This window comes from Nostocoides vanveenii (assembly GCF_039531165.1).
Lineage (GTDB): Bacteria > Actinomycetota > Actinomycetes > Actinomycetales > Dermatophilaceae > Nostocoides_A > Nostocoides_A vanveenii.
In genome coordinates, this window is the sequence record NZ_BAAAPN010000100.1 from 15,720 (window position 1) to 37,800 (window position 22,081).

The window sequence follows — 22,081 nt, forward strand, 5'->3', positions numbered from 1 at the left end:
GTCGTCGATGGTGACGATCGCCGATGTCGCGCAGCGGGCCGGCGTGTCCGTAGCAACCGTGTCGCGGACGCTGCACGGCAGCGCCAAGGTCGACCCGCGCACCCGCGCCCGCGTTTTGGCCGCCGCCGACGAGCTGAGCTATGTCGCCTCGCCGACGGCGATGTCACTGGCCTCCGGACGCACCCACGTCATCGCCGTGGTCGCGCCGATGATGAGTCGCTGGTTCTTCGCCTCCATCGTGACGGCGATCGAGCAGAACCTGCGCGAGACCGGCTATCACGTCATGCTCTTCTCGCTCGAAGCCGGGCCGGGGGCGCCGGGGCGCTTCCGGCCGGAGTTCTTCGCCAAGCGCGTCGACGGCATCCTCTGGCTCAATGTCGCGGTTACACCGGCCGAGGAGGCCTTGCTCGCCAAACTCGACCTGCCCATGGTGTGCGTCGGCACCCAGATCGGCGATTCCCCCACCGTGCTGATCGACGATCACCGCGCGGCCCGGACCGCCGTCACGCACCTGCTCTCGCTCGGGCACCGCGAGATCGCGTATGTCGGCACGCCCGTCGGGTCGATCGCGCACATGACGACGCCCGCAGCGCGGGTCGCGGCATTCCGCGAGACGCTGGTGCACGCGGGTGTCCCGGTGCGCGAGGGCTGGGTGCTGGCTGCGGACTGGACCGCCGACGGGGCGATGGAGGCGGTCGAGCCACTATTGCGCAGCGACCGGCGCCCGACCGCGGTGCTCGCGGCCTCGGACGAGATGGCGATCGGGGTCCTGGGGGCCGCTGCTCGCACGGGCCTGCGGGTCCCCGAGGATCTCTCGGTGATGGGCATCGACGATCACTCCTTTGCTGGGGCACTGGGCTTGAGCACGGTGCACCAGGACGTCCCGGCCCAGGGACGCGCCGCAGCCCAGTTGCTCCTGGCGGCCGTGCGAAACCGGGACACTCGCACGCCGGCCACCCGTATCGAGCTGGCCACCCACCTGATCCCCCGGCAGACGACCGCCCCGCCGCAGGCAGCCGGCTGACGTCGGGCGTCAGCGCGGGGTAGTGCGCAGATTGCTGCGGGCCATCGCAACGTCGATCAGGTGCCGGTTGCCGGGGCCGCAGGAGCCCGCGCAGACGGCGAGCCGGCCAGGTCCGTTGGGCCTCGGCCGCGGCGGCGAAGGCGGCGGCCTCCTCGTGGCGCACGTGGACCCAGTCGATGCCGCCCTTGGCCGGGCCGCGGAGGCCTCAGTTCCTCGTGTCCATGTCGACGTCGAGGTCCTCGGGGTCGCGCAGGAACGTGCGCTTGCCGTAGATCGCCCGGTTGGCCATCCACGTCAGGGCCCAGAGGATGACACCAAGGGCGAGCAGGCCGCCGGCGATTTTGTACTGCTCCTGTTGGGCGTCGCTGCGCGCCCAAGGGCCGGCGAGGAAGAAGCATGTCACCGCGCCGAGATAGGGCAGGATCGTCGGCGCGACGAAGTGTGTGTGCTCGACCTTGTCCTTGCGCAGCACGAGCAGGGCGATATTGACGACCGTGAACACGCACAGCAGCAGCAGCGCCGTCGTGCCGCCCAACAGTCCGACAGCGTTCTTGCCCGAGGCGGACCCATTGGCGCGGACGACGTAGTAAATCAGGCCGAAGGCGATGGCGGTGGTAAACAGGATCGCCACCCACGGGGTTTGACGGGTGCGGTGCACGCGCCCGAGCACGGGCGGCAGGACTTCCTGTTTGGCCATGCCGTAAAGCAGGCGCGAGGCCATCAGCATGTTGATCAGCGCCGAGTTGGCGACGGCGAACATGCCGATGAAGGGGAAGACCTTGTCGAAGGGGAAGTTGGGCGCACCCGCAGCGACCACCTGGGTCAACGCGGACCCCTCATTGGGGTCCGCCAACGTGCCGACCGGCACGAGCGCGACCGCGGTGAGCGAGACCAGGACATAGATCGCGCCGGTGATGCCGAGTCCGGTGAGCATCATCCGCGGAAAGTCGCGAATCGGGTCCCGGCACTCCTCGGCCATATTGACCGAGTCCTCGAAGCCAACCATCGCGAAGAAGGCCAACGAGGTCGCCGCGGTGATGGCGAAGAAGGTGCTCTTGTCGCTCGGGCTCTCGAAGACCATGGTCTGGGAGAAGTCGGCCTTGCCCTGGGTCACGGCATACAGACCGATGAAGATCACCAACAGCAGGCCAGACAGTTCGACGAGGGTGAGCACGACATTGGCCTTGACGCTCTCACCGACGCCGCGCAGGTTGACGGCGGCCACGAGCGCCATGAAGGCCAGGGCGACGAGGAGCAGCGGGGTGCTGCCCGCCTTCCACTCCGCTCCGAGGCCGTCGCGCAGGAAGCCGGCGAACGCATTCGAGGCTGTGGAGGCCGAGGTGATCCCGGAGCACATGACCGTGAAGGCGATGATGAAGGTGACGAAGTGCAGGCCAAATGCCTTGTGCGTATAGAGCGCCGCGCCGGCCGCTTGGGGATACTTCGTGACCAACTCCAGATAGCTGAACGCGGTGATCGTCGCGACGACGAAGGCGGCGAGGAAGGGCGCCCACGCGGCGCCCCCGACCTCACCGGCAACCTGGCCGGTCAGAGCATACACACCGGTGCCGAGGATGTCGCCGACGATGAACAGCAGGAGCAGGCGCGGACCCATCACCCGCTTCAGCTCAGTGTGTGTCGTGCCGCTCGGGTGCTCGGTCACTGCGGCCTGGCTCATGAGGGCCTCCTGACGTCACCGGCCCGAGCCAGCCCCGGGCCGCCTGCCCGAAAGTGTCCCAGGTCACACCTGCCCGTTGGGGATTAGCCGTATGCCCGTGCGGTGGCCCCCCGCTGGCCGCTCAGGCGTCGATGCGCTCCCGGTCCAGTCGGGCCGCGCCCGCCACGATGAAATCGCGCCGGGGTGCGACGTCATTGCCCATCAGCAACTCGAAGGTGAGAGCGGCCTGTTGGGCATCCTCGGCGGTGACCCGCCGGAGAGTCCGGTGCAGCGGGTCCATCGTCGTCTCGGCCAACTGGTCGGCATCCATCTCGCCCAGGCCCTTGTAGCGCTGCAAGGGCTGCTTGATCGACCGGCCGCGCTTGGTCAAGCCCGCGACCGTGGTGCGCATCTGGGCCTCGGAGTAGGTGTAGATCAACTCGTTCGGCTTGCTGCCGGGGTTGACCACCTCGATGCGGTGCAGGGGCGGCACCGCGGCATACAGGCGTCCCGCCTCGACGAGCGGGCGCATATAACGGAAGAACAGGGTGATGAGCAGGGTGCGGATGTGGGCGCCGTCGACGTCGGCGTCCGTCATGATGATGATCTTGCCGTAGCGCACCTGATCGACGTCGAAGGTGCGCCCGGAGCCGGCGCCGACGACCTGGAGGATCGCCGCGCACTCGGCATTCTTCAAGGTGTCGGCGACCGAGGCCTTCTGGACATTGAGGATCTTGCCCCGGATCGGCAGCAGCGCCTGGAACTCACTGGAGCGGGCCAGCTTGGCGGTGCCGAGCGCGCTGTCGCCCTCGACAATGAACAACTCCGTGCGCTCGGTGTCATTGCTGCGGCAGTCGGCGAGCTTGGCCGGCAGAGTCGAGCTTTCCAGGGCGTTCTTGGCGCGCTGGGTCTCCTTGTGCAGGCGCGCGGAGATGCGCGACTTCATCTCGGAGACGACCTTCTCCAGCAGTTGGTCGGCCTGCTGCTTCTTGCCGCGCTCCGGCCGCTCGATGCGCTCGGTCAACTCCTGCTCGACCACACGCGCGACGATGGCTCGGACGGCCGGGGTGCCGAGGACCTCCTTGGTCTGGCCCTCGAACTGCGGCTCGGCCAGCCGCACGGTGACCACCGCGGTGAGCCCGGCAAGCACATCGTCCTTGTCGACCTTGTCGGTGCCGACCTTCAGGCGGCGGGCGTTGATCTCGAGTTGGCGGCGGAAGACCTTCAGCAACGCCTGCTCGAAACCCATGATGTGGGTGCCGCCCTTGGGCGTGGCAATGATGTTGACGAAGGAGGCAACCATGGTGTCGAAGCCGGTCCCCCAGCGCACCGCGATGTCGACCCCGCATTCGCGCTCGACCTCGGTCGGGGTCATATGCCCCTTCGCATCGAGGACGGGCACGGTCTCGGTGAAGGTGGCGCTGCCCTGCAGGCGCCAGATATCGGTGACGGGCTCATCGGTGGAGAGGTAGTCGGCGAACTCGCTGATGCCGCCGTCGTGCTGGAAGACCTCCTCGTGCGGCCCGTCGGCCCCCAGCGTCCCGGGCAAACCGCGCTCGTCGCGCACGACGATTCGCAGGCCGGGGACGAGGAAGGAGGTCTGCCGGGCCCGGGCTCGCAGCGCCTCGTCGTCGAACTCGGCGTCCTTGATGAAGATCTGCCGGTCGGCCCAGTAGCGCACGCGCGTCCCGGTCCGGGCCCGCGCGACCTTGCCGGTGATCCGTAAGGTGGGCGTGTCCTCATACGGGGTGAAGTCGCTCTCGGGGCTGGGCGCGCCGCCGTCGGTGAAGGTGCCCGGCTCGCCACGGCGAAAACTCATTGCGTGGGTCTTGCCGCCGCGGTCGACCTCGACGTCGAGGCGCGCGCTGAGGGCGTTGACGACCGAGGCGCCGACACCGTGCAGGCCTCCGGAGGCGGTGTAGGAGCCGCCGCCGAACTTCCCGCCGGCGTGGAGTTTGGTGTAGACGACCTCGACGCCGGTCAACCCGGTACGCGGCTCGATGTCGACGGGCACGCCGCGGCCGTTGTCGCCGACCTCGACCGAGCCGTCGGCGTGCAGGATGACGGTGATCGTGTCGCAAACCCCGGCGAGGGCCTCATCGACGGAGTTGTCGATGATCTCCCAGAGGCAGTGCATCAGGCCGCGGCCGTCGGTCGACCCGATATACATGCCGGGTCGCTTGCGCACCGCCTCCAGCCCCTCGAGGACCTGCAGATGGTGGGCGGTGTAGCTGGTGTTGCGGCTCGCGCCGGGCACGGGCGTCCTTCCTCTCGACTGCTCGCGCCCACCGTAACCCGGGGCACCGACAACCCCTGGGAGGCCGGTCTCGACTGCATCTCGAATGGGGTGTCGTGCGTCCGGGAAGCATCCGGCGTGTTTGACTGTTGCAAACCCACGCCGGGTCAACCGGCGTCTTAGAACGACCAGCACGTGCCGATCGAGCTCGAGCGTGAGGAAGAAGGTAATCGACGTGAATGCGGCATTGGCTCCGGCCCTGACGGCGGCGGATCGTTGTGACCGGTGCGGCGCTCAGGCGTTCGTCCGCGCGCGACTGCACGCCGGCGGCGAGCTCCTGTTCTGTCTCCACCACTCGCGCAAGCACTTGCCCGCGCTGCGGGATCTTGCCGAGATCGACGACGAGAGCGACCGCCTGACCGAATCGGCCGCCCTCCCCCAGGTATGACCGCACTCCTGCGCGGTATGACCGAGCAGCCCGCGGCGAGCATCGTGCTCCCCGGGCTGCTCGTCATTGTCGGCCTGCTGGGGGTCATCATCCCGGTGATCCCCGGCCTGATCGTGGCCCTCATCGGCGTGCTCATCTGGGCTTTGGACCTTTCGACGACGGCCGGCTGGGTCGTCTTCGGCCTATGCGTCGCGATCTATGCGTGCGGGTTGGTCGCGCAATTCCTCATCCCCGGCAAGCGGATGAAGGCGGCAGGCATTTCTAATCTGACGCTCTTCCTCGGGGTGGCCGTGGGCATCATCGGATTCTTCGTCGTGCCGGTCATCGGCGGGCCGCTCGGCTTCGTGGTCGCGATCTTCCTTCTCGAGTTGAGCAAGTCACAGGACAAGGATGCGGCCTGGCGTTCGACGAAGGCGGCCCTGCGCGGCGTGCTGCACAGCATCGGCATCGAGTTGTCGGCCGGGCTGCTCATCCTGACCACCTGGGTGATCGGCGTGCTCGTCACCCGCTGACGCGACCGGCTCGAGACACGCGGCGGCCCCCGGAGCACTGTTCCGGGGGCCGTATGCCGTTGGGCCTGCGAGGACGCGCGGGTCACCACCCGCCGCGGCGGCGATCCCACCGGTCCTCGAGTCGCTCCATGAAGGTGCCGGACTGCGGCCTCCGGCCGCGACCCGGTTTGTGCCCCTTGCCGGCGCGGCGAGCGGAGCCGACCGAGCCGTCGTCGCGCACCACGCCGAAGGGGGCGTGCTGCTTGCGGGGCGGAGCGAAGGCATACGCCAAGGCGGCGACCATGACGACGAAGCCGACGGCACCGACGATCCAGGTGGTGTTGACGCCGAGAAGGACCAGGCCGAGCCCAGCAAGCACGCCGACCAGGCCGATCAGATGCCGCGTATGGGAGCGTCGCGCCGCCACCGACTGCATCTGCGACGCGAACCGTGGGTCCTCGGCATAGAGCGCTTGCTCCATCTGGTCGAGGAGCTGCTGCTCACGCTCCGACAGCGACATAGCGGCCTCCAACAGCGCGTGTCCGGCTGGTGTGCTGCCGGAACGATGACGTTTATATCCAGTATGACGAGCAGAGCGATCAGAAAGGTTGCCGAGTCCTCGGAATCTCGTCCAGGGGGCAGGATAAATCGGGAAACTCCCGGGGGGAAGGGCGTGTCATCGCTTCCTCAGCAAACTGGCAGGTCCTACACTGCCCGGCCCGAATCTCGCGACTGCCCGATCGAGCGCCCGGTCGGCGTCGCGCCAGCCGTGTTCGGGCTCGTCGAGGGTGGGCTGGACCGGAGCGTTCGCGGCCTTGACCAGGCCTTCGACGCGCACCCCGACCAGGCGTAGCCGCGCGCGTTGCAGGCCGAGCGCGTCATAAAGGCTCACGGCGGTGGCGTAGACCTCCTGGCTGACATCGGTGGGGTCGCGCAGCGTCTTGCTCCGGGTGATCGTCGTGAAGTCGGCGAAGCGGACCTTGATCGAGATGGTGCGACCGACCAGGCCGGCCGAACGCATCCGCCGGGCGGTCTTCTGCGACAAACGAAGCAGTTCCCGACGGATGTATGCCGGGTCGTCCACGTCGACCGGGAAGGTCTCGTCGGCGCCGATGCTCTTCTCGCGGTGCACCGGCTCGACGCGACGTGGATCGCGCCCCCAGGCCAGGTTGTGCAGGTGGCTGCCGGTCGCGCCGAGGGCGCGGCGCAGGGTGGCTTCGGGCGTGTGGGCGATATCGGCGACGGTGACCAGGCCGAGCCGGCCGAGATGCTCCTCGGTCTTCTCCCCCACTCCCCAGAGGGCGCCCACCGGGAGTTGCTGGACGAAGGTGACGACCTCGGCGACCGGGACGACGAGCAGACCGTCGGGTTTGCAGACCCCCGAGGCGAGTTTGGCGACGAACTTGGTCGGGGCGACCCCGACCGAGCAGGTGACGCCCTGCTCGTCGTGGACCGTGTCGCGGATCTGCGAAGCGATGGTCGCGGGGCTGCCGAGGCGGCGGACGGCGCCGGAGACGTCGAGGAAGGCTTCGTCGAGACTGAGCGGCTCGACATACGGGGTGATGCTCTCGAAGGTCGCCATGACGGCATCGGAGATGCGGCTGTAGAGCTCGTGATCGGGGGGCAGGACGGTGGCCTGCGGGCACAGGCGGCGGGCGCGGCCCATCGGCATCGCCGAGGTCACGCCGAAGGCGCGGGCCTCGTAGGTCGCGGAGAGGACGACGCCGCGGTTGCCGGCGCCGCCGATGACGACCGGGGTGCCGATCAGGTCGGGCCGCGCGAGCAGGGAGGCGTTGGCGAAGAAGGCGTCCATGTCGACGTGCAGGATCGTGCAGCCGGTGTCGTCCGGGGGCGCGGCGCCGGCCCGGGGTGGGGGTCGGTACTGGCGGCGGGACATCGGCTGGGCCTTTGGGACGGAGGTGCGCGGCGTGGGGGCTGGGGCCGAGGGTCGCTGGTGGGTGTGGCGCTAGTTGTGGCGGCGGGCGACGACGTGCAGGGCCGACCCGATCTGCCCGAGGACGGCGAACTCGGGGTGGGTGGCGACCGCGGTCTCGAGGTCGATCAGGGCGGCCCGCTCGGAGTCGGAGTCGAGATAGATGGAGGGCACCAGGTCGCTGAAGAGCCGGATGCCGTGGCTGCGCAGGACGATGAAGCCGGCGTGGGTGACCAGGGCCTCGATCTCGCTCTGGTCGAAGCGGCGCGGCAGCGGGTCGGCCGTGCCGTAACGGCCGTCGGGACTGTCGAGGGCGGTGCGCGCCTGGGCGAACTGGCCGGCCAGGGCCCGCGCCAGGACAGCAGCCAGGCGCTGGGAGGTGACGAGCGAGAGGTGGCCACCGGGAACGACGACCTCGGCGATCCGGCGCAGGGTGGCCTTGGGGTGGTCGACGACCTCGAGGGTGCCGTGCAGGCAGACCAGGTCGACGCGGGCCTTGAGGATGGTGCGCAGGTCGTCGGCGTCGCCCTGGGTCGAGCGCAGGGTGTCGCCGACGCCGGCATCCTCGGCGCGCCGCCGCAGGGCGGCGAGGGCGTCGGGGCTGGGGTCGACGACGATGACCTCCTGGCCGGCCTGGGCCAGCGGGACGGCGAGGCCGCCGGTGCCGCCGCCGAGGTCGAGGACGCGCAGGGGCCGGCCGAGCTCGCGCTGGCGCTCGGCGACGAGCTCGGAGACGGTGGCCCAGATGGCGGCCGTGCGCAGCCCGGTCTCCACTCCCCAGCGGGGTCGGCGGCGCGGCTGTTCGGTCATGCCGGTGAGTCTATTTGCCCCCGCCGACAGCCGGTGCCGGCGCCTCCGGGGACCTTTGGCGCGCCCGGGGGCCCCGAGAATGGCCTCGATTCAGTCCTGGGAGAAGCCGGTTGCTTCGTCCGGGCCATAGCGGGCCACCGGCAGGCTGGCGACGAGGCGCGGGCCCTCGAATACGTCGATGACGATGTCGATCGACCCGTCCGGCGCGAAGGCTGCGGCATAGCGGGCGGTGAGGGCGGAATCGTCATACGTCCGGTCGTCGCCGGTGGTGGTGTCGATGGTGAGGCTGGGCCTGGGGAACCCCCTGGGTCGGATAAGCGTGAATCGGATGGCCACGTGATACCCGGTATACGCCATCGGGTGGCGGCTGACCAGTCGGCGCGCGGCCGGCCAGGGTCGGATCGGGGGCACGCCCGACGCACGTGGGGGCTGGCGCCGAACAGCGGGTCCGTTCACCAACCGGAGGAGCCAGGGCTGGCGTGCCACAACTTGCGGCCCTGCTGCTGGATGCTCTCGCCCGGGGGGCGAGTGTCGGCATACGGGCTCTGCTGGAAGCCGGAAGCGTGCACCAGCACGCGGCGCCGGCCGCCGGACTCGGCCACGCCGCTGCGTCGCTCTGTGACCGGGTTGCCGCGCGCGTCGAGCGGGATGTCGGTGGCCGCCATCATGGCGCGCACCGCGTCGATGCCGTCGGCCTGCCACGCCTCCCACAGCGCCGTCAACTCCCACGCCCCGGTCGCCCGCAATGAGATGCCGCGCGCACCGGTGCGGCGGGTGATCCCCCGCACCAGCAGCAGCCAGGTATGGAAGACGGTCTCGGCATACGGGCCTTGGACGTCCTCGAAGAAAGTCGAGTCCGACGGGCCGGTGCCGTCCTCCAGGGTCAGGAAGACGACCCGCCGCCCGGAGCGGATCGGCGGCGTCTGCGTCGCGACCTTCACTCCGGCGACCAAGACCGTCGCATTGCTGCGCTGCCCCAACAGATCCTTGCTCGGCGTCACCCCGAGCGCGCGCAGCATCGGCGCGTAGAAATCCATCACGTGCCCCGTCGCATCCAGGCCGAGAATGTCGAGCTCGGCCCGAATGCGCTCGGGGACAGCCATATCCGGCAACCCCGACCCTGCCGTCAGCTGCGGCTCGTCGCCGAGGTCGAGGGCGAGTTGGACCGGCTCGGGTCGCACCGGCGCCGCTGCCTGCGACTGCGCCGCCGCCAGATCGCGTGGGTCCACCCACACCTCGGGCCGTCGCGCCACGTCGCTCGACCCGACACCGTCGCGTCGAGAGTCGGCGACACGCCGAACGGAGCTGCCCGTATGCGGCGTGTCGCCACCTCTCGACGCCGCACCCGGGCGGGCCCGGCGCCGGCCGGTGCGCAGCCCGCGATCCCAGCGGTCGAGCTCGGCGACGCCGAGCAGCAGGTCGCGCCGGGTGATCCGGCCGTGCCGGCCGAGGCCCCCCGCGCTGGCGGACATGCCGTACATCGCATCGAAAGCCCCAGCGAGGACGAGCTTCTCCAGGACCGGCCGCGAGACCTGGGCGCGGTGGAAGAAGTCGGCCAGGCTGGCATACGGCTGGCCGGCGACGACACGCGCGACTTCGGCGGCGCTGATGCCGCTGACATCGGCGAGCGAGAGCCGGATGCCCCAGCCGCGGCCGTCGGCGGTGTCGGGGTCGAGGTCCGGCGCGGGATGCCAGCCGTCGGCGTCGAGCGTGGGAGTTTCGTCGTCGAGGCGTTCAGCGCGGTAGGTATCGCCGGAGGCGTTGACGTCGAGGCCGAGGACGGCGATGCCGTGGACGCGAGCGTCGTCGAGGATCAGGCGCTTGGGATACATCCCCGGGTCGTGGGTCAGCACGCCGGCGAGAAAGTGCGCCGGATAGTGGGTCTTGAGCCAGGCGCTCTGATAGGTCGGCAGCGCGAAGGCCGCCGCGTGCGCCTTGCAGAAGCCGAAGGAGGCAAAGGCCTTCAGGACCGCCCAGATCCGGTCCCGGTGCTCGGGGCCGTAACCGCGCGCCTGCGCCGCCGGCCGCCACCAGCCCTCGATCTCCTCGATGCCCTTGGGGCTGCCCATCGCCCGGCGCACCTCGTCGGACTGGGCCAGCGAGACCCCGGTCGTCTCGGCGATGATCCGCAGCATCTGCTCGTGGAAGACGACGACGCCCTCGGTCTCTTGCAGGGCCGGGATGAGGCTCGGGTGCAGGAATTGCGCCTCGCTCCACCCGTGCCGGGCTTCGAGGAAGGGCCGGATCATGTCGGACTTGACCGGGCCGGGGCGAAAGAGCGAGATATCGATGATCAGGTCCTCGAAACGGACTGGCCCGAACTTGCCGATCAGCTCCCGCTGCCCCGGGCTCTCGATCTGGAAGCAGCCGAGGGTGTGCGTGGTGCGGATCATCGCAAAGGTCGGCTCGTCATCGAGCGGCACCTGGGTGCGGTCGTCGAGATCGACGCGCTCGCCAGTGGTGCGGTCGATCTCGGCCACGGCATACGCCATCGAGGACTGCATCCGGATGCCGAGGACATCGAGCTTGAGCAGGCCGAGGGCCTCGACATCGTCCTTGTCGAACTGGCTCATCGGGAAGCCGAGCCAGCTCGCCTCCACCGGGGTGCGATCGAGCAGCGTGGCGTTGGAGAGGATGACGCCGCACGGGTGGAGGGCGATATGCCGCGGCAGGCCGTCGAGCTTCTCGACGAGGTCGAAGAGGGTGGCGAGCTGGGCGCCGTCTAGGCCGCGGGCGCGCAACTCGGGCAGGTCGGCGATCGCCTGGCGAGCGTCGCGGGCGCGGATGTGCGGGAAGGCCTTGGCGATCTCGTCAACCTCGACGGGCGGCATACCGAGCGCGGCGCCGACATCGCGAATGGCGTGACGGACCTTGTAGGTGTCCATCATCGACACGCACGTGACCCGCTCGCCGCCGAAGCGGTCGAGGATCGCCTCATAGATCTCCGTGCGGCGAGCGGACTCGACGTCGATGTCGATATCGGGCAGTTCGGCGCGCAATGGCGAGCAGAAGCGCTCCATCAGCAGGTCATAGCGGACCGGGTCAATGCCGCTGATCCCGAGGAGATAGTTGACCAGGCTGCCCGCGCCGGAGCCGCGCGCGGCGACGCGGACCCCCCGCTCGCGGATCAGGTCGACGACTTTGGCGACGGTCATGAAATAGGTCGGATAGCCCAGTGCCGCAACGACATTCAGCTCGTCGTCGAGGCGAGCCTCGACGGTGCGCAGCTCACTCTCGCCCGCGTCCGGATAGCGCGTCAGGACGGCGGCGCGGCAGCGCTCGGCGAGCACCTGCTGCGGATCGACACCGGCCGGTATGCCGACGACCTCCGGCTCGGGCAGGTGCACCGCGCCGATCCCGAGGTCGCGCCGGGGATGTTGCGCGCACCGCATCGCCAGGGCGTGGGTGTCGGCGATCAGGCGGTCGGCGCGGTCGTTGCTCATGTGGCCGGCGCGCTCGGCGACCTCACGGGCGATCCGGTGCATCGTCGCAGTGGTCGCGAGGTGGCCGGCCTCGGAGACCCGGTCGAGATGGCGGCGATCGAGCAGCACGAGTCGCCGGGCGGCATCGAGGACATCGACGATCCGCGCGTCGACCGGGTCGATATGCCGGACGGCGGCGGTGAGGATTGCCGGTATGCCGGCCTCGTCGGCGAGCGCGAGCATCCGCGCGGCGTGGTTGCGCGACCCGGACGTGCCGTCGGGGCCGCCGTGACAGACGATCTCGACGACCAAGCCGTCGCGGGGCAGGAGCGCGCGCCAGGCCGCGAGGAGGGCGCGGGCGGTCGTGCGGTCCTTGCGCAGCACGGCCCGGCCGACGTCGGAGTCGGGGCCGAGCAGTGCTATCAAACGTGCCGGTTCACGCTCTTGGTTGTCGTTACCGCGGGGTGGGGGGTGGGGGGACGTGGCGAAAATCCATCCGGCGTCAGTCGCATCGCGACCTCCGCCTCCCGCCAGACCCAGCCATCGCCCCGACCTCCCATCCCCCGCCCCGCTCGGGATACGCCCTTCCGGCTCCCTCGTCCCCTCGGTCCCCGCCAGCAAGTCCCCGGGGTTGATCGGCGCCGACCCGCCCGCGAATCTGGCGACCTGCCAGGGGGTGCTGATCGGGTTGCCGCGCTCGCCGCGCAGGTGGGTGTCGGTGACCATGCGGCACAAGGCGGCCCAGCCCTGGCTCGAGGTCAGGCCGGTCGCGGGGCCGTGGGCACCGGAACCATTGGCCAGCACTGTGATGCGCGGCAGGCGCGGGTCGACGATCGCGCCGCCCCGGGCCGGGGTGCGTGGCGGGCGGCGGCGCGGATCGGGCGGGGCGTCGAGGATGCCACCGGCCATCGCCAGGTCGACGCCGAGCACCGGCGCGAGCCCGGCCTTGGCCGCGGCCTGGACGAAGCGGATCGCCCCATAGAGCCCGTCGCGATCGGTCAGGGCGATCGCCGGCTGGCCGTACTGCGCGGCCCGCTCGATCAGTGCCTCCGGGGTCGCCGCGCCGTAGCGCATGGAGAAGCCCGAGGCGAGGTGCAGATGGGTGAACTCGGTCATGGCGGGTCACTTGATGACTGAATGGGTTGAGATCTCTGAGGTCGGGTGCGCCCGTCGACTGTGGGGTCGAGGCGATGGTGTCGGCTTGCTGGGCTGACGGGACAGCCGCGCATACACCGGTTCGTCACCATGACACCGGTTCGCCACGGCCACACCCGTCCGGACCGGTGCCTACGTGACAAACCCGGGTATGCGTGACAAACCCGTGCACGGGCGGCGCCGGGCACGAGAGGCGCCCATCAGGACAGGGCCGGGGTCAGGCGAAGGGGTTCGGCGGCGCGGGTCAGGCCGAGCAGGCGGCGAACCCGGTCGTGGAACTCGCCGGCCGAGCGCACCAGGTCGTCGGCCTCGCGCACCGAGACCACCTGCCGGCCTTCGTCCACCGCCCAGCGCCGGGTGGCCGTATGCGCGAAGAACTCGGCCCACTCTCGCAACTCCGGCGCGACCGCGGGCAGCAACTCCCACAGATTGCGCGGGCCACCGGTGGAGCGCGTGCCGATCAGTTGCGGGCCACGAACCGCCAGCACCGCGGCGGCCGCGCGCAAGGCGGCGAGCTGGGCGATGACATAGCGCTGCGCCACTTCGCCGGCGTGGCTGGCCTCGACCAGAGACGCGCTCGACCCGTCCAGCAGATCGAGCGCCGACGCCACCCGAGCCGCGTCGAATCGTGATTCGTGCACCGTCTTCTCCTGTCGCACAAGGGTTTCCGCTGTCATGGCCGACCTCAGTCCTGGACCCGCAGTAGCGTCCAGCTCGGGTAGGACTGGTCGACGTCGGTGTCCCGGCCGATGTCATAGACCCCCGTGCCCGTATGCCGGCCGGCGCTCGCCTCCACGCGCCAGACGGTCCGCTCCCCCGCCTGCGGCGCACCCACGGGGTCCTGCCACCACGAGCGGCGCTCGGTCCAGCGATCGACCAGGCCGCGCACGGCATACAGCCGGCCCCGCCAGATAAAGGCGGACATCACCTCGTCCTGGGCCTGGACGTGGACCGGTTCGTCATAGCAACGGGCCATGGGCGTCTCCTCGACTAAGGCAGGCTGCGATGGCCGGCCGCAGGGGGTCGACGACATCGCCGCCGGGCGGCTGAAATAGGTCACCTAGAACGAATGTTCGTCGAACGTATGTTCTAGAACGACCATACTCCCCGCCGATGCATGACCGTCAAGCCCGGCCCGGGAAGATCCTCGGGCGTCACGGCTCCTTGGCTCAGGGCAGCACCATCGGCTCCTCCGGGAGCGGCCGGCCCGACCGGTAGGGGCCGACCCGCACCGACAGCGAGGCCAGGGCGTGCAGCCCGGCCAGCACCGCGATCGTCGCCCGGACGCCGAGGCGATCGCCGAGCCAGCCCGCGGCCAGCCCGCCGAGAGGCAAGGCACCCGACCAGGGACGACGCCGAGACGACCCGGGCCATGACCGCCGAGGGGAGATAGCGCATCCGGAAGGCCCCGCGCAGCACATTCGCACCGACGACGCCGACCCCGGCGAGGGCAGCCCCCAGCGGCACCAGAGCGACCAGGATGCCGGGGCGGGACAGGGCAATCAGTTCGGGAGCAGCGAGATCTTTTGCCAGATCTTCCCGGACATGCCCGTCGTCATGGTCTCGATGGTGCTGATGGTGTCCAGGACGAGGGCGTCCTCGGACTCCTCGGCGCAGAGCGCCGCGACCTTGCCGATCAGGGAGAGCAACTCCGAGCAGTAGTCGAGATAGTGCTCCAGGTCGTCGCGGCCGAGGCCGGGGTCGACCGAGTGCGAGGTGGGGACAAAGTCGGGCCGCAGCCGCTCGGGATCCTTGGTGAGTTGGTGCATGTCGACGATGTGCGCGAGCGAGCGCAGCCGGTGCAGCGTCGCCAGCAGCCGGCCACGCTCAATCCGCTCCGGCCAAGCGCGCAGGAAGAAGAGCGCGATGCCGGCGAAGACCAGGTCGTTGATCATCGACTCGATCAGCGGCACCCACTCGATCGTGGTGTCCGGCCCGTGCCGGATGGCATCGCGCACGGCCAGGAGAAGCAGGATCGAGGTCGCGGCGAGGATGAGGACGGAGCCGAGCCGCGCGGCATACGTCACTCGGTGCAGGCGCCGCCGGGCACCGTCACCTTCATGGTCGATCTTCTTGGCGATGGTGACGAGTTCATCGGCGACGTGGCCGAGATGGCGCTCCGGGAAGCGCGCCCGGATCCGGTCGGCAAGTCGGACGACCGTCGCGTGCACAAGCCCCGGATCGAGGCGCTCCATCCGGCGTTTCCCCACGGGCGCGAAGCCTATTGGGTCATCGACCCTGGCGGCCTCCGCAGGCCCGGATCCGCCGCGACAGCCTACAGTCCCATCCGTGATGCACCCGGCCGTCGGACGGCTCGTATGCCGATCCTGACCCTCTTCTGCGGGCTGCCCGGCGCGGGCAAGACGACGCGAGCCAAGCGCTTGGAGCAGGCCGGCCGCGGCGTGCGCCTGTGCACCGATGACTGGCAGGGCCCCCTGGGATTGCCGCGCGCCGACACCGACTTCCACGACCGGCTGCAGAGGTGGCTGTACGACCACGCGATGACCCTGCTGCTGACGGGGTGCGATGTGATCCTCGAGGACGGCCTGTGGATGCAGCGGAGCGGGAGCGGACCTTCGCCGATGCACGCGCCGCCGGCGCGAAAATCGACTTCCACATCTTCGACGTGCCCGTGGAGGAGCTGTGGCACCGCCTGACCCACCGTGCCGCCGCGGCCGGACGCGGCGACTACCCAATGACACTCGACGAATTGCGTTGGGTAGCGTCGCTTTTCGAGTCACCGATGGCCGATGAATTGCGCGGCGTGGACACGTGGACACGGCACCAGGGCGGGTTGGGTCCACTGCCGGCCTGATGGGCGGCCGGGACCGTCACCGCTCGGGGCTAGAGGCGCGCGGACGACCCTGGGCCACGGCATACGCGCTCGGGGTGGCGCCGACGGCGGCGGTGAACTCGCGGCTCAGGTGCGCCTGGTCGCTGTAGCCGAGATCCGCAGCGACGTCGGCCCAGCGCACCTCCTCCCCCCGCGCGACCCGCTCGGCCGCCTCGATCAGGCGCAGCCGGCGCAGCATCCAGGCCGGTGAGATCCCGGCATACTCCGCGAACAGCCGCTGCAGCGTCCGCACGCTCACGCCGGCGTATGCCGCGAGTTCCCCCACCAGCCGCAAGTCCGGGTCCGCGGTGGCCGCCTCGGCGATCGCGCCGACCTCGCGGGCCGTCCGAATCCGCGCCTGATCGGCCTGCGCCAGAAGGGGTTCCAGCGCGCTGAGGAGGTGCCCGGCTCGCTCGGCTCCGGTCGACGCCCGGGCCATCTCGGCCCCGAGGGCGGCCGAGTCCACGGGCAGCACGTGCTCCATCGGCACCTCGGCGTCGGTCCACTGCGCCACCGAGCCATTGACGAGCGCGCCGAAGCCGCCGACCGTCGTCTTGACGGCGACATTCCACCCCGAGCCCGACAACACGCGCGTGGTGCGCCGGGAGGCGACGCCGACGACGCGGGGGGTCACGGCGCACGGGCCGGGTGGGGGGTTCGGGCCTGGTGGCGGCGTGGTGCCGACGCTGAGGTTCACGGCAGGCAGCGAGAGCACATCCTGGGCGTAGCTCTCCCCCGGCGGCACCTCCCAGGTGACCGACCAGGCCCAGTCGAGGATGCCCACCCACTGCGGCCCGACCGGTAAGCGCTCGAGCGTGACCCACTGACGCATCTGCCCCGGATAGAGGATCGCGCGGGTGTCGCGGCGCGGGTCGGGTGGAGTGGGCACGGCCGCCAGCCTACGGACGTATGCGGTGGCCCAAGTTGGCGCGAATCTTCAAGTCCCGGGCGGGCAGGCGGACATACCGTCGATGTATGACAACCGATGCACCCCCGCCCACCCATCACCAGGCCACCGCGGCCGAGACCCGCAACGTCCTGCTCGCCATCGCCGATCTGCTCGACGCGCTCCCCGCGGGCGCCGACGCCGACCCGACGCCCTGCACCGACTACTCGGTCGCCGACCTGCGTGAGCACATCGTCAGTTGGTCGACCGCCTTCGGCGCTGGGTTCAGCGACCCCGGCGGCCACGCGCCCGACGCGGCCGCCGTCCAGGTGGAGGGGACCGGGAGCGCCCAGGTGCGCGCGGCGGGCGAGGCGATCGTCGCCGGGATCGCGGCGGGTGGCGCCGAGCGCGACCTGACCCTGGCCGACGGCAATGCGATGCCGGGCGCCATGGCGCTGGCGATGACGCTCTGGGAGTACCAGGTGCACGGCTGGGATCTGGCGGTCGCGACCGGACAGGTCTGGGCACCGGCCCCCGAGGCGGTCGAGGGCTCGATCGGCTTCGCCGAGCAGATGCTCACGCCGGACTTCCAGGGCGAGGGCTTGGCCTTTGCCCCCCGCGTGCCGGTGCCTGCCGACGCGCCCGCCATCGAGCGGCTCGTGGGCATGTCGGGCCGCGACCCGCAGTGGGCGCCGCCCGCCTGATCCCGAATGCCATAAACGTGGCACGATAATGGCATGCCCCGCATCCGAATCAGCACCACCGTTGACGGTGAGTTGCTGACGCGCGCCCGAGCCGCCCATGGGCCTAGCACCGACTCGTCGTTACTGGAATCCGCCCTGGAGGCATTGCTTCGCCGCTATCGCGATGCCGCGATCGACCAGCAATATGCACGGGCATATGCAGAGCATCCGATGCACACGCGGGATGACTGGGGCGACCTGGAAACCTTCCTCGACGCTGCCGGCCGGATGTGATCGCGCGATGGCACTGCCTACCCGGGGCGAGGTGTGGTGGGCCGACTTGGCCGATGCCGGCGCTCGCCCAGTGGTCGTGCTCAGCCGCGATGCCGCGATCGTCGGCCGACGACGCACCGTGGTTGCCTCATGCAGCACGGTGATCCGTGGACTGGCCAGCGAAGTCCCGCTGGAGCCGGGCGACGACCCGGTCCCAAAACTATGCGTGGTGCAACTCGATGCCGTCGTCGACGTGCCCGTGCGCACGCTGGTTCGCCGCCTGGGCCAGCTCAGCGAGCAACGAATGCGCGAGGTCTGCTCGGCGCTGGCGCTCGCTATGGGCTGCTCGTGAGACACCCTCGAGCTTCTGTCGACTTGACTGGTTGCCCCGACGTCGACGTCCGCGCGTCCGGCCAGCTTTCGGCCCCGCGTCGAGGTCCTCGGCGAGCCCACTTTGGTTTTGGCCGTGCAGACGAGTGCGGTTGATCCACAGCGACTCGGTGAACGTGTCGTCAGTCGGCCAGGTCGCGCGCGCCATCGCGCAGCAGGCCCGCGAGGGTCGCGGCCAGCGGGGCGCGCGTGTCCTCAACCGGTCGCACGATGTGGATCGTCTGCCGCAGGCGGGGCCGGACCAGCGGGCGCCAGGTCGCGCCGGGCCAGTGCCGCAGCGTCATTCGTGAGACCAGGGCGACGCCATAGCCGGTGGCGACGAGGGCCTGCGCCACGTCATACGAATCGCTCTCGAATCGCACGCGCGGCGCGAAACCCGCTGCGGCGGTGGAGCGGTCGAACTGCGCCCGCGCGTGCACGCGCCCGCTGATCACCACCCACGCCTCGTCCGACAGCTCCGGCAGGGCGACCGGACTCGGCCGCGCCGCGCCGCGCCAGCGGATGATCGTCAGGCAGGATCACGACGATCGGATCGGCCGCCAGCCGCGTGACCCGCACACGGGGATCGGCGACCGGCACGTTGTCCCAGGTCGCCATCAGCGCGAGATACAGATCGCCCTCGGCGACCAACCGGAGGCGTCGACACTCCGGATGTCGAACACCGACAGGTCGGCGTCGCCGACGCGGTGCCGCAGCGCCGTCATCGCCCGCGGCAACAGGTGGAGCGCCGCCTGCTGGAAGGCACCGAGTCGCAGCCGCCGGCGCGCACCCTCGCGTCGGAGCCGGAACTCCGTCAGTGCCTCCCGCGCCTCCCGGTCGATGCGCCGCCCGTATGCCGCAAGCACCTCCCCGTCAGGGGTCAACCGCGCACCGCGCGGCCCACGATCGACGAGCCTTGTGCCCCAGACGGATTCGGCCTTTGCCAGCCTCTGCGTTGCCGCCGCGGCGGTGATACCGAGGACGTCGGCGGCACCGGCGAGCGACCCGTGGTCCTGGATCAAAAGAGCAAGCGCAAGTGCTCGCTCTCGTCAGCCTTCATGATTCTTAAGATCGGGCGCGCAAAGGCACCTTTTCGTTAACGGCGCGATTCAGCGCGCTGGAGCCCATGAAGCTTCTCGCCTTCGTCACCACCACGTGGCTCCTCGCGATGCTCCCGGGCGTCGGGCAGGCAATCATGCTTCGCCAAGTCCTGGTCCGCGGCCGGCGCGCGGCGATGATGAGCAATCTCGGGACGGCCGCCGGCCTGCTGATCTGGAGCCTCGACGCCGCGGCCGGTCTCTCCGCCATCCTGCTCGCCAACCCGGCCGCCTTCGCCACGCTGCGCATCGCCGGCGGCGTCGTGCTCGTCTGGCTCGGTGTCCGCGGGCTGCTCGCCCTGCGCCACCCAGTTGCGACGCTGGATCACACTGCCGCGCAAGCGGCCTCACCCCGAGCGGACTTCGTCACCGGTCTCGCGGTCAACCTCGGCAACCCCAAGGCGGGCCTTTTCGCGATCGCGCTCCTCCCCCAGTTCGTGCCTGCGCAAGCGCCGCAGTTCTGGGCGATGACTGGGCTCGGCGTGCTCTGGGCCGTGGTGACGATGGCGTGGTACGTGCTCGTCATCCGGCTGGCCGAGCGCGCCGAGCCCTGCTCAGCCGCCGGCGCCCGGCGACGATCCTGACGGGCGTCAGCAGCTTGAGCCTGGTCGGCATCGGTTTCACCGTGGCCGCCGGCCTCTGACCGCCCCCCTCCAGGCTCGTTGAGTGATATTGCGGCCGCGCTCTTGTTCATCGATCACCGGGGCATGGCCGGCCGGCCGATCCGCACTGGCTAAGGTCGCCTCCATGGCCCCCGATCTAACCTCCCACCCCGGCGTGACTGCCGTCCGCGCCGCCCTCACGGAGCGCGGCTTCGAGCCCGAGTTGCGCGTCCTCCCCGACGCCGTCCGCACCGCTCAGGCCGCGGCCGACGCCCTCGGCATCACCCCGGCCGAGATCGCGAACTCGCTGGTCTTCAGGGGCATTGGCGCCGACGGCACCGAGACTCCCATCCTCGTGATGGCGAGCGGCGGGCACCGGGTGGACACGGCATACGTGGCGGGCGTGCTGGGGATGGCGGCCCTGGAGCGCGCCGACCCCGACTTCGTCCGCACCCATACGGGCATGGCGATCGGCGGCGTCGCTCCCGTCGGCCACCCAACCCCGCTGCGCACGCTGGTCGACACCGATCTCGCGGCCTACGCAGAGGTCTGGGCCGCCGCCGGCCACTCCCACACCGTCTTCCGGACCACGTATGCCGACCTCCTCACCATGACGGGCGGCACCCCCACGACCGTGGTCGGCTGAGCGACTACTGGCCAGTGCGCCCGTCGACGCACTCGCGCAGCAGGTCGGCGTGGCCGGCGTGCCTGGCGTACTCCTCGACGAGGTGGACGATGACATCGCGCGCCTCGATCTGCTGATCGCGCACCGAGACGATGGTGTCGAGATCGAGCCCGGCATACACCTCCTGCGCGTGCGCGACCTCGACTCGCCAACTCGCCCACGCATCGGCGACGCACGCCTCGCCCGCCGTGACGCCGTCGAAGTCGAGGTCGGGCTCGGCCTCGGTGCGATAGAGCCGCGGCAGCTCGGGATGGCCTTCGAGAACCCTTCTCGCCCAACTGTGTTCGACGCGGGCCAGATGGCGGATCAGCCCCAGCAGCGACAGGGTGGACGGTGGCACCGAGCGCGTTGCCAACTGAGCCGGGGTCAGCCCAGAGCACTTGAGCTCGATCGTCATCCGGTAGCGGTCAAGATACTCCCCCAGCACTGCCTTCTCACCGCGCCCCGGCGCGATCGCCTCCCGCGGGTCATCTCCCGGAGCCGCCCACATGCCATCGAAGCTCACGGCCCAACCGTATGCCGCCCGCTCGCCGGGATGAGGTCAGCGGACCGCCGAAAGGCCAAGATTTTCGAAGACCTCCAGGGTCGCGGTCGAGCGGTTCATGGTGATGAAGTGCAGGCCCGGGGCACCTTCGGCGAGCATTGCCTGGGCCAGTTCGGTGGCAATCTCCACACCGACGGCCCGAACCGCCGCCGGGTCGCCGTCAACCGCCGACAAGCGCGCGACGACCGCCTCGGGCAGGGGCGTTCCCATCAGCTCCGACATCCGGGCGATCTGCTTGACATTGGTCACCGGCATCAGGCCCGGTGTGACCGGCAGGTCTCGCCGGGCCGCGACCGCATCGCGCAGCCGCAGATAGGTGGTCGCGTCGAACACCATTTGGGTGACGGCAAACTCGGCGCCCGCGTCCGCTTTGCGGACGAGCACCTCGACATCGTCCTCGAAGCTTGCCGACTCGGGGTGGACGTCCGGGAAGGCGGCAACCCCGACGGTGAAATCGCCGAGGGTTTTGATCAGACGGACCAGGTCATCGGCGTGCGAGAGGCCGTCCGGGTGCGCGACCCACTCGACGGCTCCCCGCGGCGGGTCACCGCGCAGGGCGAGGACGTTGCGGATCCCGACGGCGGCATACGCCCCGATGACCTGGCGCAACTGCGCGACGGAAGCCCCGACGCAGGTCAGGTGCGCCAGCGGCGTCAAGGTGGTCTCGCGGGCGATCCGCTCGGTGATCGCGACGGTGCGATCCTGACTGGAGCCGCCCGCGCCATACGTGATCGACACAAAGTCGGGACGGGCCCGCTCGAGGCGCCGAATGGCGTCCATGAGCGTCGTCTCGGCAGCGTCGTCCTTGGGCGGGAAGAACTCGAAGCTGACGGTCGGCCGGCCGGCGCGCAGGTCAGCGGGGATGGACATGGCCGCTAGGGTACGTGCCCCGCGCGGCGCCCACCGATGGCGTAGATAGGGTGAGATACCCGG

24 protein-coding genes and 2 pseudogenes are annotated in these 22,081 nt (G+C 70.3%); 9 read left to right on the top strand and 17 right to left on the bottom strand.

Annotation, left to right across the window (positions count from 1 at the left end):
• The first annotated feature begins 7 nt into the window (after positions 1-7).
• Positions 8-1,024 carry a LacI family DNA-binding transcriptional regulator gene (locus ABD209_RS16845; protein WP_344068394.1) on the top strand — a complete coding sequence of 339 codons (1,017 nt, stop codon included), beginning with the start codon at positions 8-10 and terminating at the stop codon, positions 1,022-1,024.
• A 51-nt stretch (positions 1,025-1,075) separates the two neighbouring features.
• Here ABD209_RS16845 and ABD209_RS16850 read toward each other — a convergent pair.
• The 3 genes and pseudogenes from ABD209_RS16850 to ABD209_RS16860 all read right to left on the bottom strand — a co-directional run.
• Positions 1,076-1,220 (bottom strand): annotated as a pseudogene (locus ABD209_RS16850) (thiamine pyrophosphate-binding protein); the annotation flags it as partial.
• Positions 1,221-1,229: 9 nt separating this feature from the next.
• On the bottom strand, positions 1,230-2,702 hold the full coding sequence (locus ABD209_RS16855) for an APC family permease (protein WP_324387025.1): 1,473 nt from the start codon (positions 2,700-2,702) through the stop codon (positions 1,230-1,232).
• Positions 2,703-2,823: 121 nt separating this feature from the next.
• Positions 2,824-4,938, bottom strand: coding sequence for a DNA gyrase/topoisomerase IV subunit B (locus ABD209_RS16860; protein ID WP_344068397.1), 2,115 nt, complete (start codon positions 4,936-4,938; stop codon positions 2,824-2,826).
• A 214-nt stretch (positions 4,939-5,152) separates the two neighbouring features.
• Here ABD209_RS16860 and ABD209_RS16865 point away from each other — a divergent pair, with 214 nt between their 5' ends.
• The gene (locus tag ABD209_RS16865) at positions 5,153-5,365 is read left to right on the top strand and encodes a DUF7455 domain-containing protein (RefSeq protein ID WP_324387023.1); all 213 of its coding nucleotides are present in this window, start codon (positions 5,153-5,155) and stop codon (positions 5,363-5,365) included.
• Positions 5,362-5,877 carry a DUF456 domain-containing protein gene (locus ABD209_RS16870; RefSeq protein WP_344068399.1) on the top strand — a complete coding sequence of 172 codons (516 nt, stop codon included), beginning with the start codon at positions 5,362-5,364 and terminating at the stop codon, positions 5,875-5,877. Before ABD209_RS16865 ends, ABD209_RS16870 begins: the two co-directional genes overlap by 4 nt.
• 82 nt (positions 5,878-5,959) lie before the next feature.
• Here the strand turns inward: ABD209_RS16870 and ABD209_RS16875 are convergent, their stop codons facing one another.
• From ABD209_RS16875 to ABD209_RS16915, 9 genes are all read right to left on the bottom strand, one after another.
• Positions 5,960-6,376: a DUF3040 domain-containing protein gene (locus ABD209_RS16875; protein WP_344068401.1), complete on the bottom strand. Its 417-nt coding sequence runs from the start codon at positions 6,374-6,376 to the stop codon at positions 5,960-5,962.
• 156 nt (positions 6,377-6,532) lie between these two features.
• Positions 6,533-7,753 (bottom strand): DNA polymerase IV, encoded by a 1,221-nt coding sequence (dinB, locus tag ABD209_RS16880; RefSeq protein ID WP_344068404.1) that lies wholly within the window; start codon positions 7,751-7,753, stop codon positions 6,533-6,535.
• Positions 7,754-7,822: 69 nt separating this feature from the next.
• Entirely contained in the window at positions 7,823-8,599 is a 777-nt protein-coding gene (locus ABD209_RS16885) for a methyltransferase domain-containing protein (RefSeq protein ID WP_344068407.1), read from the bottom strand.
• A gap of 90 nt (positions 8,600-8,689) precedes the next feature.
• A complete protein-coding gene (locus ABD209_RS16890) occupies positions 8,690-8,956 on the bottom strand; it encodes a hypothetical protein (RefSeq protein ID WP_344068410.1) in 267 nt (88 codons plus the stop codon).
• Positions 8,957-9,051: 95 nt separating this feature from the next.
• Positions 9,052-13,137, bottom strand: coding sequence for a DNA polymerase III subunit alpha (locus ABD209_RS16895; protein ID WP_344068413.1), 4,086 nt, complete (start codon positions 13,135-13,137; stop codon positions 9,052-9,054).
• A gap of 239 nt (positions 13,138-13,376) precedes the next feature.
• Positions 13,377-13,817, bottom strand: coding sequence for an SAV_6107 family HEPN domain-containing protein (locus tag ABD209_RS16900; protein ID WP_344068416.1), 441 nt, complete (start codon positions 13,815-13,817; stop codon positions 13,377-13,379).
• A gap of 44 nt (positions 13,818-13,861) precedes the next feature.
• The gene (locus ABD209_RS16905; RefSeq protein WP_344068419.1) at positions 13,862-14,152 is read right to left on the bottom strand and encodes a DUF6504 family protein; all 291 of its coding nucleotides are present in this window, start codon (positions 14,150-14,152) and stop codon (positions 13,862-13,864) included.
• 193 nt (positions 14,153-14,345) lie between these two features.
• Entirely contained in the window at positions 14,346-14,510 is a 165-nt protein-coding gene (locus ABD209_RS16910; protein WP_344068421.1) for a hypothetical protein, read from the bottom strand.
• Between the two features lie 168 nt (positions 14,511-14,678).
• On the bottom strand, positions 14,679-15,386 hold the full coding sequence (locus tag ABD209_RS16915) for a hypothetical protein (protein WP_344068424.1): 708 nt from the start codon (positions 15,384-15,386) through the stop codon (positions 14,679-14,681).
• Positions 15,387-15,494: 108 nt separating this feature from the next.
• Here ABD209_RS16915 and ABD209_RS16920 point away from each other — a divergent pair, with 108 nt between their 5' ends.
• Positions 15,495-15,833: a P-loop nucleotide/nucleoside kinase family protein gene (locus ABD209_RS16920; protein ID WP_344068425.1), complete on the top strand. Its 339-nt coding sequence runs from the start codon at positions 15,495-15,497 to the stop codon at positions 15,831-15,833.
• Positions 15,834-16,007: 174 nt separating this feature from the next.
• Here ABD209_RS16920 and ABD209_RS16925 read toward each other — a convergent pair whose 3' ends face one another.
• Positions 16,008-16,898 carry a helix-turn-helix domain-containing protein gene (locus tag ABD209_RS16925; RefSeq protein ID WP_344068427.1) on the bottom strand — a complete coding sequence of 297 codons (891 nt, stop codon included), beginning with the start codon at positions 16,896-16,898 and terminating at the stop codon, positions 16,008-16,010.
• Positions 16,899-16,984: 86 nt separating this feature from the next.
• Between ABD209_RS16925 and ABD209_RS16930 the strand changes: the two genes are divergently transcribed.
• Genes ABD209_RS16930 through ABD209_RS16940 form a run of 3 tightly spaced genes read left to right on the top strand, consistent with a single transcriptional unit; the run spans position 16,985 to position 18,203 of the window.
• On the top strand, positions 16,985-17,599 hold the full coding sequence (locus ABD209_RS16930; protein WP_344068429.1) for a TIGR03086 family metal-binding protein: 615 nt from the start codon (positions 16,985-16,987) through the stop codon (positions 17,597-17,599).
• A 33-nt stretch (positions 17,600-17,632) separates the two neighbouring features.
• Positions 17,633-17,872, top strand: a complete 240-nt coding sequence (locus ABD209_RS16935) for an antitoxin MazE5 (RefSeq protein WP_344068431.1) — start codon at positions 17,633-17,635, stop codon at positions 17,870-17,872.
• Between the two features lie 7 nt (positions 17,873-17,879).
• On the top strand, positions 17,880-18,203 hold the full coding sequence (locus tag ABD209_RS16940) for a type II toxin-antitoxin system PemK/MazF family toxin (protein ID WP_324387386.1): 324 nt from the start codon (positions 17,880-17,882) through the stop codon (positions 18,201-18,203).
• Positions 18,204-18,363: 160 nt separating this feature from the next.
• Here ABD209_RS16940 and ABD209_RS16945 read toward each other — a convergent pair whose 3' ends face one another.
• Complete coding sequence (locus ABD209_RS16945; RefSeq protein WP_344068456.1) at positions 18,364-18,753, bottom strand: LysR substrate-binding domain-containing protein; 390 nt, start codon at positions 18,751-18,753, stop codon at positions 18,364-18,366.
• 84 nt (positions 18,754-18,837) lie between these two features.
• A pseudogene (locus ABD209_RS16950) lies at positions 18,838-19,248 on the bottom strand (LysR family transcriptional regulator); the annotation flags it as partial.
• A gap of 98 nt (positions 19,249-19,346) precedes the next feature.
• On the opposite strand from ABD209_RS16950, the gene ABD209_RS16955 reads away from it, so the two are divergent.
• Both ABD209_RS16955 and ABD209_RS16960 read left to right on the top strand, forming a co-directional pair.
• Positions 19,347-19,901 (top strand): LysE family translocator, encoded by a 555-nt coding sequence (locus ABD209_RS16955; RefSeq protein WP_344068435.1) that lies wholly within the window; start codon positions 19,347-19,349, stop codon positions 19,899-19,901.
• Positions 19,902-20,064: 163 nt separating this feature from the next.
• Positions 20,065-20,565, top strand: coding sequence for a YbaK/EbsC family protein (locus ABD209_RS16960; RefSeq protein ID WP_344068438.1), 501 nt, complete (start codon positions 20,065-20,067; stop codon positions 20,563-20,565).
• 4 nt (positions 20,566-20,569) lie between these two features.
• Here the strand turns inward: ABD209_RS16960 and ABD209_RS16965 are convergent, their stop codons facing one another.
• Positions 20,570-21,109: a DinB family protein gene (locus ABD209_RS16965; protein ID WP_344068441.1), complete on the bottom strand. Its 540-nt coding sequence runs from the start codon at positions 21,107-21,109 to the stop codon at positions 20,570-20,572.
• Positions 21,110-21,145: 36 nt separating this feature from the next.
• Positions 21,146-22,018 (bottom strand): methylenetetrahydrofolate reductase [NAD(P)H], encoded by an 873-nt coding sequence (gene metF, locus ABD209_RS16970; RefSeq protein ID WP_324387381.1) that lies wholly within the window; start codon positions 22,016-22,018, stop codon positions 21,146-21,148.
• Positions 22,019-22,081 lie beyond the last annotated feature (63 nt).